This is a genomic window from Shewanella corallii (genome assembly GCF_023349125.1).
Taxonomy (GTDB): domain Bacteria; phylum Pseudomonadota; class Gammaproteobacteria; order Enterobacterales; family Shewanellaceae; genus Shewanella; species Shewanella corallii.
Genome location: NZ_JAKIKT010000010.1, coordinates 89,280 through 104,476, shown reverse-complemented (window position 1 = coordinate 104,476; position 15,197 = coordinate 89,280). Strand labels below are relative to the sequence as shown.

At 49.0% G+C, this 15,197-nt stretch carries 10 protein-coding genes; 9 read left to right on the top strand and 1 reads right to left on the bottom strand.

Annotated features, from left to right (window positions below; translation table 11 throughout):
* Positions 1-45: 45 nt before the first annotated feature.
* The 3 genes from L2725_RS20270 to L2725_RS20260 all read left to right on the top strand — a co-directional run bounded on the left by L2725_RS20270 (position 46) and on the right by L2725_RS20260 (position 5,823).
* A complete protein-coding gene (locus L2725_RS20270) occupies positions 46-912 on the top strand; it encodes a Tim44 domain-containing protein (protein WP_249250639.1) in 867 nt (288 codons plus the stop codon).
* Between the two features lie 450 nt (positions 913-1,362).
* Positions 1,363-5,124: a S8 family serine peptidase gene (locus L2725_RS20265; protein ID WP_249250637.1), complete on the top strand. Its 3,762-nt coding sequence runs from the start codon at positions 1,363-1,365 to the stop codon at positions 5,122-5,124.
* A 195-nt stretch (positions 5,125-5,319) separates the two neighbouring features.
* Positions 5,320-5,823 carry an SMI1/KNR4 family protein gene (locus tag L2725_RS20260; RefSeq protein WP_115136809.1) on the top strand — a complete coding sequence of 168 codons (504 nt, stop codon included), beginning with the start codon at positions 5,320-5,322 and terminating at the stop codon, positions 5,821-5,823.
* Between the two features lie 58 nt (positions 5,824-5,881).
* Here L2725_RS20260 and L2725_RS20255 read toward each other — a convergent pair whose 3' ends face one another.
* Positions 5,882-6,988: a linear amide C-N hydrolase gene (locus L2725_RS20255; RefSeq protein WP_249250636.1), complete on the bottom strand. Its 1,107-nt coding sequence runs from the start codon at positions 6,986-6,988 to the stop codon at positions 5,882-5,884.
* Positions 6,989-7,197: 209 nt separating this feature from the next.
* On the opposite strand from L2725_RS20255, the gene L2725_RS20250 reads away from it, so the two are divergent.
* The 6 genes from L2725_RS20250 (at position 7,198) to L2725_RS20225 (ending at position 15,155) form a co-directional block, all read left to right on the top strand.
* A complete protein-coding gene (locus tag L2725_RS20250) occupies positions 7,198-7,644 on the top strand; it encodes a virion protein (RefSeq protein ID WP_249250635.1) in 447 nt (148 codons plus the stop codon).
* A gap of 173 nt (positions 7,645-7,817) precedes the next feature.
* Positions 7,818-8,090: a GlsB/YeaQ/YmgE family stress response membrane protein gene (locus L2725_RS20245; protein WP_240317051.1), complete on the top strand. Its 273-nt coding sequence runs from the start codon at positions 7,818-7,820 to the stop codon at positions 8,088-8,090.
* A 171-nt stretch (positions 8,091-8,261) separates the two neighbouring features.
* Positions 8,262-8,675: a DUF4156 domain-containing protein gene (locus tag L2725_RS20240; RefSeq protein ID WP_249250634.1), complete on the top strand. Its 414-nt coding sequence runs from the start codon at positions 8,262-8,264 to the stop codon at positions 8,673-8,675.
* A gap of 951 nt (positions 8,676-9,626) precedes the next feature.
* On the top strand, positions 9,627-11,864 hold the full coding sequence (locus L2725_RS20235) for an acyl-CoA dehydrogenase (protein ID WP_248936192.1): 2,238 nt from the start codon (positions 9,627-9,629) through the stop codon (positions 11,862-11,864).
* 160 nt (positions 11,865-12,024) lie between these two features.
* Positions 12,025-12,816 (top strand): CLCA_X family protein, encoded by a 792-nt coding sequence (locus L2725_RS20230; protein WP_249250633.1) that lies wholly within the window; start codon positions 12,025-12,027, stop codon positions 12,814-12,816.
* 329 nt (positions 12,817-13,145) lie between these two features.
* On the top strand, positions 13,146-15,155 hold the full coding sequence (locus tag L2725_RS20225) for an alpha/beta hydrolase family protein (RefSeq protein WP_249250650.1): 2,010 nt from the start codon (positions 13,146-13,148) through the stop codon (positions 15,153-15,155).
* The last annotated feature ends 42 nt before the right edge of the window (positions 15,156-15,197 follow it).

Sequence of the window (15,197 nt, the reverse complement as noted above, 5' to 3'; positions counted from 1 at the left end):
GGGCCTCCAATAACATGCATTTTCTCTTTTAATACAGGAAGAAATATGAAGAAGTTATTGACCCTGTTTACCTTGGTGATGGCTGTTAGCCTTGCTGTGGTTCCCCATGCAGATGCCAAGCGTTTTGGTGGTGGCAAGTCCTATGGTAAGTCCCATAAAACTGCACCTGCTAAACAGCAACAGGCACAGCGTACTGACTCGATTCAAAAGCAAGGCACCGCAGCGCAATCTGGCGCTAAAAAAGGCCTGATGGGCGGCATGTTAGGCGGATTACTGGCGGGTGGTTTGCTGGCTGCTCTGTTTGCCGGTGGTGCTTTTGAGGGGATCCAGTTTATGGATATCCTGATCATCGGCGTGCTGGCGTTTATTATCTTTAAAATTATCAAGTCAGTGATGGCGCAAAAGGCGATGAGCCAGAGACGTCCCCAACCAGCTTATGCGGGTCCTCAAAGTCAGCATCAGTATCAACGCCAGGCTCAGCCTCAGCAGACTGGTAACTTTGGTGGTGGCTTCGGTGCTCAGGCCAGCGACGTTCCTTTCAACCTGCCGCCGGGTTTCGATGCCAACGGCTTTGTTAACCGTGCCCGTGATCACTACATGCAGATCCAGCGTGCGTGGAATGCCAACGATCTGGACAAGATCCGCGAATATGTCTCTGCAGATCTGTATCAGGCCCTTGAGCAAGACCGCGCTGCAACGCCCGGGGAACTGCATAACCAGATTCTGTTTATTAATGCTGAACTGGTTCGCGCAGACTATAACCAGTCGTTAGCGGAGTTGAGCCTTAAGTTCTCAGGCAAGTACAAAGAAACTCAGGATGCGATGGAAGAGGATATTACTGATATCTGGCATCTTGAGCGTGACCTGTCCAAGCCTAATGCTCCATGGTTGATTGTGGGCATCGAGTCCTGATAATCAGACAATTTTAAAAGCCTGCTGAGAAGCAGGCTTTTTTGTAGTAATAAAATACTATTCAGTAATAGATATAAAACCTGATTTAAATAACGGCTATATAACCTTATTCCGAACATGTTATTTAACACATGCAGTTTCAGTTATTTAGTGCTCAACTCAAACAATTAAACGTTTATTTAAAACTTGTTATTTAATCGGTCTTGCAGTCAAAATTACTATATTTGGTTGAGCCTGAAACATATATTGAATAAGTATTGAATCAAATTTGAACAGTTGCGACTATAACGATTGTCGCCTGCAAAAAGGGCGCAAGTTCAAGACCATGTTAGTACAGTTAGAAGACCCATATTAGGAAAACCAAAATAGGTGGTACTAAGTTAAGCGGTATTAGAGTGCTTGATTTTCCTGAATTTAATAAGACTATTAAAATCAAATAAGGAAATTGGCATGTTTAACAAGCTTGCAATCGCAATTTCTGCTTCGCTGATGACAGGGCTTGTCGGTGCTTCAACCATCGACAAGTATCAATTGGAGCAATATCTGGATTCAACTCAGTCCGAAGAAACCCTACTGCAGGAAAATCAAGGCGTCGTAGCCTGGATGGTGGTGTTGAATCAGGAATCCGTCAGTAAACAACTCAAAACCAGAAGCGTATCAAGCCCAGCGGCCGCCATGCAGGATGTAATGGCGTCCCAGGCAAAAATGAAATCTCAAATCGCGGCTATGGGGGAAGATATTCAAGTACTATCTTCGACCTCAAAACTGGTTAACGGTCTGATTGTTGCCGGTGACCACAAGGCTGTGATGCGTCTGAAAAAGAATCCTGATATTAAAAAGATCCTGCCGGTTTATGACAGGCAGCTGCATGTCGCGGCCAGTCGTGATTACGTCGGTGCCACGGCTGTTGCCAACGCTGGTGGCGCTACTGGTGCAGGCCAGATAGTGGCAGTGTTGGATACAGGTGTCGACTATACCCACTCAGCTCTGGGTGGTTCGGGCAATCCTGATGATTATGCGGCTGCAGTGGCATCTCAAGCGACAGCGCCTTCATGGCCACAGGGTAAAGTCATAGGCGGTTATGACTTTATGAATGATGACCCTAATCCCATAGATGCAACTACCAACCACGGTACCCACGTAAGTCACTCTGTATCCGGCATTGCACCAGATGTTGAGTTCTATGTGTACAGTGTGTGTGCTGGCGGTTGCCCGGGTGTGGCCCAGTTCAATGCACTCGAAGCCGCGATGGACCCGAATGGAGACGGTGATACTTCAGATCATGTGGATGTGGTCAATATGTCTCTGGGTGGCGCCTTCGGTGACAACGATGGTGATGCAGTTGAGCTGCTGATTAACGAAATGGTAGAGCAGGGCATCAATGTGGTGATCTCTGCAGGTAATGATGGTCCGCGTCCATTTGTTGTCGGTGGTCCAAGTACCTCTAAAAACGCCATGTCAGTCGGGGCGATGACCCACCCGGTAAACGAAGGTGGCAAAATCGAGTCAGAACTGAATGGTACGCCTTTCGTTGCAGTTGGCGCCGGTTTTAATACCACCAATGAGTTTGCTTTTGACTCTACTGGTTCGCCGCTTGTCTATTCCACCGCCAACGATAATGCAGACGCCTGTGATGCATTCGGTGATGACATAGATTTTACCGGCAACGCAGTGTTGGTGGATCGCGGTGGCTGTAACTTCACGACCAAGGTGTTGAATGCCCAAAACAAGGGCGCTGATTTTGTTATCGTTGCCAACAATGTGGATACGCCTCCGTTTGCAATGGGCGGTTCCAATCCAGATGTCACTATCCCATCAGTGATGATCTCATTGGCTGATGGCAACCTGTTTAAGGGGGCGCTGGACAATAACAATGCGGTTTACAGCATTGAATCTGAGTCTGTGGTTCTGGCCGATGGTATTGCCAGCTTCACTTCCAGAGGGCCATCGGTAGCCGGACTGCTGAAGCCTGAAATCACCGCCCCGGGTGTAAACATTCTGACGGCTCACCCAGGTCTGGGTGATGGTCTGACGCCAGCCAGCGGTACCTCCTTCTCCGGACCAATTACCGCGGGTGCAGTGTCTGTTGTCAGGGAAACCTTCCCGGACCGTAATGCCTTCGAAGTCAAAGCGACCTTGATGAACACCGCCAACAGTGATGTTTACCTGGCGCCACCAGCGCAGAACCCTGATGCAGGTTTGGCACCGGTTTCCTACATAGGTGCAGGTTTGGTTGACCTTGAAAGAGCAGTAGAGTCAGAGGTGATCGCATGGGATTCAGACTCCCTGCAAGCGGCATTGGCGTTTGGTCTGGTTAAAGGCACTGAGATGCAAAGTGTGACCAAGACTGTGACCTTAAAGAACTTCTCCGGAAACGATCACACCTTTAACCTGGAACTTCACCAGAGATATGCGGACGATATCGCGTCCGGCGCTGTTGCTATGGATATGCCATCCAGTATCACGGTGGGAGCGGGTTCCACAGCAGAGTTTGATGTCACCATGCATCTTGACCCATCTGCATTGCCGGCCTGGGGCCTGCGAAGTGGCAATACTGATGTAGCTGGTCAGACTCAGGCATTGACCCTGTCAGAGTATGACGGTGCCATTCGCTTTATGCAGGGTGATGAGGAAGCACTTAAGCTGATTTACCATGTGCTGCCCAAGGCAGACGCTGAGGCCAGTGTTGGTGTCGCACAATTTGAAGGTGAGACGGTGCGCAGCGTGACCAACACTGGTGCGACAGATCTGACCAATGTCTACGCTGCCAGTCTGACAGGCGTAGATCCGGTAGAAGATGAACGTCGTCACGATATGGTGGGTGGTAGCCTGGAGGTTATCGAGCTTGCCGGTTGTAGCGGTGGCTATGCCATAGTTAACACCATGGTGTTCCGTGACCCAATTATCCATCCATTGGTGGGTAGCCACAATGTGGACTTCGATTTGGATCAGGATGGTACCTGGGACTACAAGATAGGCTCCATTAACTATGGTTGGTTCCGTCGAGGTGACAATCGTGCCCGCATGTTTGTCCATGGCTATCCCAATGCAACCAGAGGTTTCATTCGTGAAGTACTGCATACCCCGGGCAATAACTTCATAGGCAATTTTGCCTGTTTCGGTGATATGGGCCTGAGTGAGAGCGATATAGGCAGTGAAGTGAACATCCGATTCCGGGTAGAGGAAGACAGCTGGATCCTGGCTGGCGCTTCCGGTGAAGGTGATGAAATTACCGCAACTGTTACGCTGGAGCCAAACGATACAGCTCTGAACCTGTTCGATGAAGCCGGTAACCCAATCAGCTCACTGGCTCAGGGAGAAACCGGTCTGTTTGACGCCAGTTACTCAGAGCTGGGTTATGTCATGTTGTCTGATCAGGGTGGTGTGGCGCTGACCTTCAATATGTCTCCGGACGCCAATTCAGCACCTCGTGTGGATGACCTCGAAGCCAGTGTCGATAAAGGTACCGGAGAGGGTGAAGTTGTTGCTCGCTTCAATGGCGTAGACGACGACGCCGTATCCAGCCCAATTGCTAACTATGAGATGACAGATGCCAATTCTGATGTGCTGGTCGTTGATTATGATGGCAGCCTGAAAGTCGCGCCTGGCATGGAGATTGACCAATCTACTGAGACCATGACAGGTACAGTGGTGGCAATTGATACCCTGGGTAATCGCTCCGAGCCTGCTGATTTTGAAGTAACTGTCAATAACACCCGTCCTATGGTTGCATTTGAGAATGATAGTTTGGTGGTACCGACACAAGGTGAGGTCATACTTACTGCGATCGGAAGTGATGAAGATGGTGATGAACTGACGTACGTTTTCACCCAAACTCGTGGTCCTGCGGTGAGTTACACCCAAGACAACAACAGCATCACTTTCAACGCTCCGGCTACTGCGTCTAATATTCAGTTTGAGGTGGTAGCATCTGATACACGTCTCAATAGTGCCGCAGCGACGGCGTCTATTGTTGTCAGTCATCCACCTGAGGCGATTATCCAACACCGAACTTTCTTTTTTGGAAGGATCCATCTATTCCGCTCAAGAAGTAAAGATAGTGACGGTAGAGTGGTCAGCCATCGCTGGACATTCGATGATGGAGAGGTAATCAACCGACGCGTATTCATTTACAGAGGTGACGCTACAGGCGTAACCCTGGAAGTGACAGATAACAGAGGCCTTAAGGACTCAACCAGTATCACTTTCTAATTTTTCTACTGATATAGAAACATCACCAAAGGCCACACAAATGTGTGGCCTTTATTTTGGCGTTAGGGAAGATCTCGCACACAAAATAGCAATATTGGGTAATAGCGACGCCGATGAGTGGTTTGATAAGTTTTTTAAGGTAGATAAGGGTGCCTGGTAATCAGGTCATAAACACGGTCAGGAGAGGTATTGTTTATGGACAGACATTTTCCCGAAAAACTCAAAATGCTGCATCAAATTGCTATCGATTATGAGGATGGTATCGACTTTGAACCCTATGAGGAGTTTGTATCTTCGGGGCAAACAGATGCATGGATTAAGTTGTGGACCTGTAATCAAACCCTGAGTGGCGACCAATTCTTGATATTCGGACAGGACGGCTCAGGTGGTTATGCTGCATTTTGGCTGGTAAATCCAGATCAACCTGTGCTGGAACAACCTGTGGTATTTTTTGGCTCAGAAGGTGAAGCCGGGCTTATCGCAGCGAACTTTTATGATTATGTTTGGTTATTGGCTAATGGTATTGGACCATTTGAGGCCATTGCCTATCCGACACTGGAAAGACAGGGTAAACCTGAGTTTGCCCGCTTCGCGCAAACTTACGCCCATGACCACAGAGGCACAGTGTCAGCAATTATCGAAAGAGCCCATAACCAGTACCCGGAATTCGACAGGGTATTGGATGATTGGTGTGCCTGAACCAGCCACAAATATGAAATAAAAAGGCCCGCTCGGGCCTTTTTAATTTCAGCAAAGACTACTGAGTCACCTTGTGAGTGGTAAAGCTGCCATTGTCCAGCGCCAGCTTGGTCTCTTTGGCGCCATTCAGATCAGCGGAATTCAGATCAAAAGATTTAATTCCGCTGTCGAACATAGTTTTGTAGTAGAGCACCCGATTTTGCTGATCGATCACTGAAGTCCACTGGGTCGCAGAGGGCAGGTCAGGGATATGGGCTTTATGTTCAGTGCTGAATTCAGTCCCTATAGGAATATCAAAGTTATTCAAAATATGAAACGCCTGAGAAACAGCGTCTTTATTTGTTTTCATCGCGGGTGCTGTCTCAACGAAAAAGGCTGCTCGCACGAAGCGGGCCGGAGGACTGATATCGCCAGGTAGAGCCGCAAAAGCTGTACCTACTCCAAATGACCTGGCTTGATACTCCCCAAAGTTAACCGGTGCAGAGGTGCCGGGCTGCAGATTGACGTAGTTATTCAGATTGGTGACCTGCCAGGGGAAATCCGGAGAGTTGGTCAGCACACCTACAGGGTTGTCATAGAAGTGGATCTCGCCGTTATTCACAATCTCGATAACGATATTGGCACCGGATTTATCCGTTACCCGCCAGTGTGCCGTTGGTGATGGATTACCTTTGGCATCAAGGTATACAGGTACGATTTTAATCTGCTTAATGGCTGCCTTGACCTGTTCAACTGTATCAAACTGACTCAGCATCCAACGCACAAAATCCATATCGGTAATGTTGTTGGCAGTATGGGCCGGGTCGAACTTTTCCAGGGAGCCGTAGCCTTTGAAATAGAAAAGGCCTGCGGTAAGTCCTGCCTCATTGATCCCTTCGGCAATAAACCTGTCATCTGAGACTGAAATCCCGGCGAAGCCATACTTGCTGTCCCAACTGAGCCCGGTTTTACCATTGGGCATGGTAGAGGCATAACCATAGTTTCTTGGCGCAATGATCAGCTTGCTGTTGAGATTGCTTTCCCCCCACTCAATAGTGCGTGCGTGAATATTGGCGTGAGCCTCTGTGCTCAAAGTAATGCCGGTACAGGCATCTGCCGTACCAACAGATGCGCCGGCTAATGCCAGTCCTGACAAAATACTCAGGACGAGGGGTTTCAATGCCATAAACAGCTCCTTTTGTGGATTAGGTCACTTGATGGGCTTTAATTTTCAAGCCTGTTTTAAGTTTTCGTCGCTAGTGTCACTGATAAGTCTGATTATCTTATTGCTGTGACGATATCTTGTACAAAATTATTAAAAAGTGCCGCCAATACCTTATAAAACTAATGCCAAAGCGGACTGAATGTAAGCTCCTGGCCGGGTTGCCGGGCAGCATGAAATGCAAACAGACCGGAAGTAAGTCGTTTCGCTCCAACTCCAGACGAAAAGACATTCCCAGAGGCATCCGCAACCATAATCCACTGAACATTGAGAAAGGCTGCAACTGGGAAGGCGCCTGTGGTACAGATGGACGGTTTGTGGTTTTCTCCTCCGCGTTTTTTGGCATTCGCGCCGCTGCCCGCACAATGAATACTTACCGCTTAAAGTACGGGATCAATACCATCCGGGGCATAGTTGAACGCTGGGCACCTCGGGAGGATAACAATCCCACTGAGAGCTATATCCAGTATGTCGCGGGACAGGCCGGGATAAGTGCCAATACACCCTTGTCTCAGGACGATTATCCGAAAGTCATCAAAGCCATGATTCGGTTCGAAAATGGCCAGTGCCCTTACTCTAGTGATGAGCTGGTAGGTGCAGTAAACGCTGGTCTGGCTTAGGTTCGTCATTGAGTTTCCAGTGTCTATTCAGCCAGTTTGAACTTCAATAGGGTTAACACAGTTTAATCTAGGTAAACCGGCATAAAATCAGAAGCATGGTTCAGTCTGCTGAGGAAACTTAATATTGAGATTGAGCTCACGCCGCTAACTGCGTAACTTTTGAAGAGCTTCTTATGGTTACAAAAGAGGGCAGTGCTATGACGCTGAGTTCCTTAATTACTTTTCTGATTATTGGTGGTATTGCTGGTTGGCTGGCCGGTCAATTGATGAAAGGGGCTGGATTCGGACTCTGGATTAATATTCTGATTGGAGTCATTGGTTCAATTCTTGGTGGGTTTGTATTTGGCTTGTTGGGCTTTGCTGCCACCGGCATTATTGGCTCCATTATCAGTGCAACTGTGGGAGCGGTATTGTTGCTCTTTATACTATCTAAAGTACGCAGCTGACACTCGCTTCGTTCCGGTGAACGCTACAACTTGCTGACCCACCTGTTTTTAACGCTATGCCCGTGGCGTGGATCTCAATTTTTCACCACGCCAATTCCCTTATTTCATCACTGAGCATACACTCGCCGCCCTTTGTATTTTGTTCTCTTGTTAACTGTCTTTGGGTGTGTGATGAAACTGCTAAAAACCCTGTTGGTACTGGCCGGTGCTGCCAGTTTGTCTGCCTGTGTAACTTTTCCAACCATGGAATCTGAAAAAGTAAAAGTGCTGTGGGATGACACCTACGCATTGCGTGGTTGTGAACACAAAGGCACGGTATTGGGTTCTCAGGGACATTTCTACGATTACTGGCTGCATGCCGACCGCGACATGGTATGGGGCACTCTAAACGAAATGCGCATTAAAGCCCACGAGAAGGGCGCTGACACCATCTATCTGTTCCGTCCTTTCGGTTTCCTGGGCTCAGTGACCATGATGGCTAACGCCTACGACTGCAGTGGCAAGCTAACCCAAACCAGTGAAATGGTTGAAGCTGAAGTTCAGCCCCCTCTGGCGCCTGTTATTGCAGAGCAGCCTGCTCAATAGCCCATCGACAATATTCCCTGAAGCCCGAGTTAACCCGGGCTTTTTTGTATTTGTCTGTCCCTATGTCCTTTGAACGGCAGGCTCGCAAGCTCACTCCTCGATGGCAATACCACGCCAATATCAAGCATTACTGGCTGGATAATGGCGCTGTTCGAATAACAACGGTCAATTGTAGAGCTAAGCAATAGATTGTCTGCGATGCTGTCAAAATTCGATGAAGCCAATTGTTTGAATTGAATAGATATTACCTGAAATGAATAAAGGTTAGAAAAATCTCGGGGTTGGTACTTTTGATTTTGCATAAATCGTGATTAACCATTCATCTAGCTTGGTTTCATCTTTTATGTCACTCGGTTTTCCCTGTTAACTATCCATCCATAGCGCGAACGTCGCAGTAACCATTGAGACTCCATTCTGGCGGGGCATAATCTCTCTGGAAGTGCCCGCAATATCAGGTACAAATCTGTGTATCTGTAACTGGTTTGACGTCATATTCTAAGTTCCGGGCGTTGAAGTCCTAAAACTGGCGGGACAAGGTAGCTGCCCCCTAAGTTCATCCGTTAAGTCTGCCGGAAACTCTGCGTGTCCTTAACTTTCAAACTCTTCACTCTTGTTGTCTCCGCGCCCACCAAGGGTTTCAGCGGGAGTACTTGTGTTCTCTGGATCATCAGAGCTTAACCTCAACACTTTATTAAGCTTACAAGTGTTCGCTTATTTTTTGTCCACCTAAAAGCTTTGGATGTAGACGAATTGAAGATTTTTTATTGCGGTAAATCAAAGCGGTGATAGTTCGCTAAACGATATAAATTACAATGTGATAGGTGTGCTATAAAGATGTATTTCCTGTGTCATTTTAAAAATTTATTCAAACGTTTGTTTAAATTGTTTGAACTCGATCGCATTTTGTGACGTAATGTAGACATGTGTATTCTGGTCAGATGAGTAATGGATATGAGTTTACGAACCCAACTAAGGAAGATATTGCCCAGCATTTCCACCACAGAGCAGGAAGCGCTGGATGCAGGTGATGTATGGCTGGAAGGTTCCATCTATCAGGGTAAGCCTGATTTTTATTCCCTTCGCGCCGTACCCGATGCGAAATTGACAGCTGAGGAGCAAGCTTTCCTCGATGGTCCTGTTCAGGAACTGCTGGGAATGATCGATGACTTCGAGATCCAGAACAGTAAACACATTCCTGATTCCATTCTTGAATTCCTCAAGAAACATAAGTTCTTTTCCCTGATTATCCCTAAGTCTTACGGCGGTCTTCAGTTCAGCCCTTACGCCAACTCCACCATTGTGGCGACCATTTCTGCCAAGAGCAGCGCTGTCGCGGTGACTGTCATGGTGCCTAACTCACTGGGTCCCGGTGAACTGCTGATGCATTACGGTACCCGAGAGCAGCAGGATTTTTGGCTGCCACGCCTGGCAGGTGGACAGGATATTCCGTGTTTTGCCCTGACCAGCCCGGAAGCGGGTAGTGATGCAGGTGGTATCCCGGATATCGGTGTGGTGACCAAGGGCGAATATAACGGCGAAGAAGTGCTGGGTCTGAGTGTCACCTGGGACAAGCGTTATATTACGCTGGCACCAATTGCTACCGTGCTTGGTCTGGCCTTTAAAGTGCAGGATCCCGATGGTCTGCTGGGCGATACCTATGACCTGGGCATTACCTGTGCGCTGATCCCTAAATCTCACCCCGGTGTCCAATTGGGCAATCGCCATGATCCTATGGGGGTGCGTTTCTACAACGGTACCACCCGTGGTGAGAACGTCTTTATCCCAATGGATTTCATTATCGGCGGCCAGCAAAACATAGGCCGTGGCTGGCAGATGCTGGTTAGTTGTCTTGGCGCCGGTCGTGGTATCTCTCTGCCAGCATTGGGCGTGAGTGTATCTCAGGCATCCTTTAAATCTTCTGCCGAATATGCGGCAGTACGTGAGCAGTTCGGCCTGTCTATCGGTAAGTTTGAGGGTATCCAGCAGAAGCTTGCAGATATCGCAGGTAAAACCTATCTGCAGGAAGCGATGCGCGTACTGACTACCGAAGGTTTGGGCCTGGGTCTAAAGCCATCTGTAGTAACCGCTATCGCCAAATACCATATGACAGAGCTTGGCCGTGATGTGCTGGATTCCGCCATGGATATTCAGGCAGGTAAAGCCATTCAGTGTGGCCCGCAAAATACCCTGGCTTCTGGCTATGTAGCCCAACCCATTGCCATTACGGTTGAAGGGGCCAACATCCTGACCCGTAACCTGATGATCTTTGGTCAGGGCGTGATGCGCTGTCATCCATACCTGCAAAATATGGTGGAAGCGATCCACAGCGAAGAGAAGGATGCTGATAAAACCTTTAACAGCATTCTGGCGAAAACCGTGGGTTACAGTGTGGGTAACAGCCTGCGTTCGTTCCGCCTGGGATTGCTGCCATTTACCGCAGGAGCAGAATCAAAACTGCCACAGGTTCAACCTTACGAGAAAGCGGTTCAGCAACTGGCTTCAAAGCTTGCGGTATATGCTGACTTCTCGCTGCTGGTACTGGGTGGCAAGCTTAAGCAAGCCGAAATGCTGTCAGCCCGTCTGGGCGATGTGATGAGCTACCTTTATGCTGCCATGGCGTCGATTCGTTACTTCGAGACCAAGGTATCTGAAGCGGCCCGTAAGGATGCTGAACCTTACTTCCATTACGCTACCCGTTGGTCGCTGCAGCAGGCAGAGAATGCTATCCATGACTTCCTGGATAACTTCCCGTCCGCTCCAACCCGCCAGGCGATGCGCCTGCTGACCATCACTTACGGTAAGCGTATGCCAAAGATTTCAGATGATCTGGTACGTGAACTGGCAGAGGCGGCGCAGATGAATACTGCGTTCAAGAAGCAGCTCACTCATCTGATCCGTCCGGTAGCAGGAGACGGTAACGACATCAATGAAAAAGCCTATCTGGCCAAGATTGAGTGTCTGGATCTGCTGGCCCGCCTGAAGAAAGCGTTGCGCAAGAAAGAGGTTCGCGCTGGTGTTCGCTTCGGTGAAACCATAGATAACGCGCTGGCAGCTGGTGTAGTCAATGCAAGCGAAGCCAAGCAGCTACATGCATATAATGTGAAACGTGAGCGCGCAATCAGGGTTGATGAGTTCGATTTCGACCTGAATCTGATCACGCCTCAGCCTGAGCTGAAAGCCGCTGGTTAATCCTTCCTGGTTCTGCTTTGTCCTGATAGACAAACCGCAGCCCAGTCAGTAGCATCAAGGCCTCCCTCGGGAGGCCTTTTTATTGCCGGCAGAACAACGAGCCTCATCCATATAGATTGAACCCAAAGATGAACTCAAAGATGAACTCAAAGGAACAGCCTTGAAGTTAACCAGTTTTAAATACAAAACCCGTAAAGGCCCTGACTATCGACATGGCGAGCAGATGTCGTTTATGGATATCAAGCAAACCTTTGGTATGGGGAACATTCGTGTCGGCAGCTGGGTCACCCGGGAAGAGAAGGATCTGGCGGCCAATCTGATTTTCGATTCCCTGGCAGACCTTGCTTACATTCTGGCATTACCCCCTGAGGCGATTGGCCTTCGCGGCAGTTTAAGCCTGGCCTTCGGCAGTGGTGGCCGTAAAGGCGTGCAGGCTCACTATGCCCCCAACCAAAGGGAGTTGGCGCTGGCTAAAAATGCCGGGGCAGGGGCGCTGGCCCATGAGTTCTGGCATGCGTTTGACCATTACATTGCTGACAAGGCATTTGATATTGGTGATGCTTTTGGTCCCCGTAAACGCATTCTGTTTGCCAGTGATTGCTGGCTTAAAGATGAGTTGCCCCTGCCACATCCCTTGAACGACCGATTGTTTTCAGTATTCAATGCTGCACTATTGAGTCATGACGGTCTGGATAAGCATGATTATGTTGCCCGGAGTGTAAAGGCTGACAAGGCCGCAGGTGCCCATTACTTCTCTTTGCCGACCGAGATGATGGCGCGCGCCTTTGAGGCTGTGGTGGAGTCCTGCACTGAGATAGACAACCCTTATCTGGTATCAGGTACCACCAAGCCGGATGTCATGCCCGTTTATCCGGACCATGCCCACAGGCAGGAGATCCATTTAGCTCTGCAGGGATATTTCGGGCCGCTCGGCCAGGCGCTCAGCAAATAGCGTCAGGGCGTCATGCAGACGACTCGCTTAACCTTCATAACAAGCCTTGTTGGCAGCTTTAAACTCAGGTTTTCCGGTGACAAGTGGATAGCTGAATCCTCTTCCAACACTTTGTTACTTTTTTCATTGCTGATATTGAATGCAATTCAGGCTTTCATCTTGAGTTAAGCGCTTGCTTTTAGCATGCTGCATCCATGTTAATGATGACAGGGATGAAAATGAAAAAGCCAAGCTCAAAACTCTCAATAATAAAAGCACCTGGCCTGATTGCCTCTAAACTATCGCTCAGTCTGGCGCTGAGTCTGAGTCTGGGGCTGACTCCTGCAGCGATGGCTGATAATCATCAGCCTCTGAGTGCCACAGACGTTTTTAACCTTGAGTATGTCTCCAGTCCGGATATTACTGCCGATGGCGATACCGTCTACTTTGTGCGTCAGCAGATGGACAAGTTTAAAGACAGCAAGACAGGCAATATCTGGAAAATAAGCAGTGACGGCGATGACCTTCTTCCTGTCACGACAGGAGAGCATTACGATTGGTCGCCTGTGCTGTCACCGGATGAAACCCGTCTGGCATTTATTTCAAATCGGAGTGGCAGTCCTCAAATCTACATTAAGTGGCTTAAGTCAGGTGAATTGGTCAAGATCTCCAGTCTCACTTCATCACCCTCTGGGCTGATCTGGGCCCCGGATGGCAAGTCGCTGGTGTTCTCCATGTTTGTTCCGGCTGCACCAAAACGTCCAGTGTCTCTTTCTGGCAAACCCAAAGGCGCCACCTGGGCTGATGACGCCATATTTATCGAAGATACCATTTACCGTCTGGATGGCAGCGGTTACCGTAAGCCGGGCAATACCCAACTGTTTACCCTGGCTGCCGACGGCGGCCATGCCCGCCAGTTAACGGATGGCCCCTATAATCATGGTGGCACGCTGTCATTCACACCCGACGGTAACACACTGTACTTTGCCGCTTCCCGGTTTGACGACGCTGAATATCAGCCGCTGAACGCAGAAATCTATCGCCTGGATATGACCTCAAAGGCGATAGAAGCGATAACCGACAGAAATGGTCCTGACAGTCAGCCAAGGGTTTCACCCGACGGTAAGTGGCTTGCTTACACAGGCTATGACGACAAAGGTACAAATTACGAGAACCACCAGCTTTATCTTAAGAATCTGAAGTCAGGCGAGGTGAAATCACTGACAGCAGATCTCGACCGTTCGGTATCTACGTTCCAGTGGGACGGCGATTCAGATGCCCTGTATATCAGCTATGACGATCAGGGCAAAACCCGCCTTGATAAAGTGTCTGTGAAAGGTAAGCGCCCACGTAATCGCACAGAAGTCACAGATATGATTGGCGGAACCAGCCTGGGCAGACCTTACACCTCTGGTGACTTTGATATCTCAGATAATGGCAAGATGGCCTTTACCCTGTCAGATACCCAAAGACCGGCCGAGTTAGCTGTCACCTCTGTATCCGGTCGTAAGGCAGGTAAATATGACGTATTGACCGATTTCAATGCTGACTTTACCGATGGCAAAGACACCGCAAAGGTGGAAGAGTTCTGGGTGAAATCCAGTTATGACGGTCTGAACGTGCAGGGTTGGATCATGTATCCACCAGGCTTCGACAAGAGTAAGAAGTATCCTTTACTGCTTGAAATCCACGGTGGTCCTACTGCTGCCTATGGTCCTCAGTTCTCAATGGAGCTTCAACTGTTTGCCGCCCGCGGTTATGTGGTGCTCTATATGAACCCAAGAGGCAGCTCCTCCTATGGTAAGGAGTTTGCCCAGACCATAATGCACAACTATCCAAGCCAGGATTACGATGATTTGATGTCCGGTGTGGATGAAGTGATTAAGCGCGGCTTTATCGACGAAGAGAAGCTTTACGTCACTGGTGGCTCGGGTGGCGGCACCCTGACAACCTGGATAGTTGGCAATACAGACAGATTTGCTGCTGCGGTTGTCGCCAAGCCAGTGATGAACTGGTATAGCTTTGTGCTGACGGCAGATTTTTATCCCTTCTTTACCCAATACTGGTTCCCGGGTATGCCCTGGGATAATACCGAACACTACATGAAGCGCTCACCCATCAGTCTTGCTGGAAATATCACTACCCCGACTATGCTGCTGACCGGTGAAGATGACTACCGCACACCGATTGGCGAATCCGAGCAGCTGTATCAGGCTCTTAAGCTGCAGAAGGTGGACACTGCTATGGTACGTATTCCGGGCGCCAGTCATGGTATCACCGCCAGACCATCCAACCTGATGGCCAAGGTTGAATATATCCTCTGGTGGTTTGAGCAATATGGTGGCCTGGCCAAGCCTTAAACTCTTTGCTGATGGTCTATAACCAAAGCCCGTCATATCAAT

What these genes read in the sequence shown, in the direction of transcription:
- L2725_RS20270 (WP_249250639.1), top strand. Translation starts at nt 46, where the DNA reads ATGAAGAAGTTATTGACCCTGTTTACCTTGGTGATGGCTGTTAGCCTT.
- L2725_RS20265 (WP_249250637.1), top strand. Translation starts at nt 1,363, where the DNA reads ATGTTTAACAAGCTTGCAATCGCAATTTCTGCTTCGCTGATGACAGGG.
- L2725_RS20260 (WP_115136809.1), top strand. Translation starts at nt 5,320, where the DNA reads ATGGACAGACATTTTCCCGAAAAACTCAAAATGCTGCATCAAATTGCT.
- L2725_RS20255 (WP_249250636.1), bottom strand. Translation starts at nt 6,988, where the DNA reads ATGGCATTGAAACCCCTCGTCCTGAGTATTTTGTCAGGACTGGCATTA.
- L2725_RS20250 (WP_249250635.1), top strand. Translation starts at nt 7,198, where the DNA reads ATGAAATGCAAACAGACCGGAAGTAAGTCGTTTCGCTCCAACTCCAGA.
- L2725_RS20245 (WP_240317051.1), top strand. Translation starts at nt 7,818, where the DNA reads ATGGTTACAAAAGAGGGCAGTGCTATGACGCTGAGTTCCTTAATTACT.
- L2725_RS20240 (WP_249250634.1), top strand. Translation starts at nt 8,262, where the DNA reads ATGAAACTGCTAAAAACCCTGTTGGTACTGGCCGGTGCTGCCAGTTTG.
- L2725_RS20235 (WP_248936192.1), top strand. Translation starts at nt 9,627, where the DNA reads ATGAGTTTACGAACCCAACTAAGGAAGATATTGCCCAGCATTTCCACC.
- L2725_RS20225 (WP_249250650.1), top strand. Translation starts at nt 13,146, where the DNA reads ATGGCTGATAATCATCAGCCTCTGAGTGCCACAGACGTTTTTAACCTT.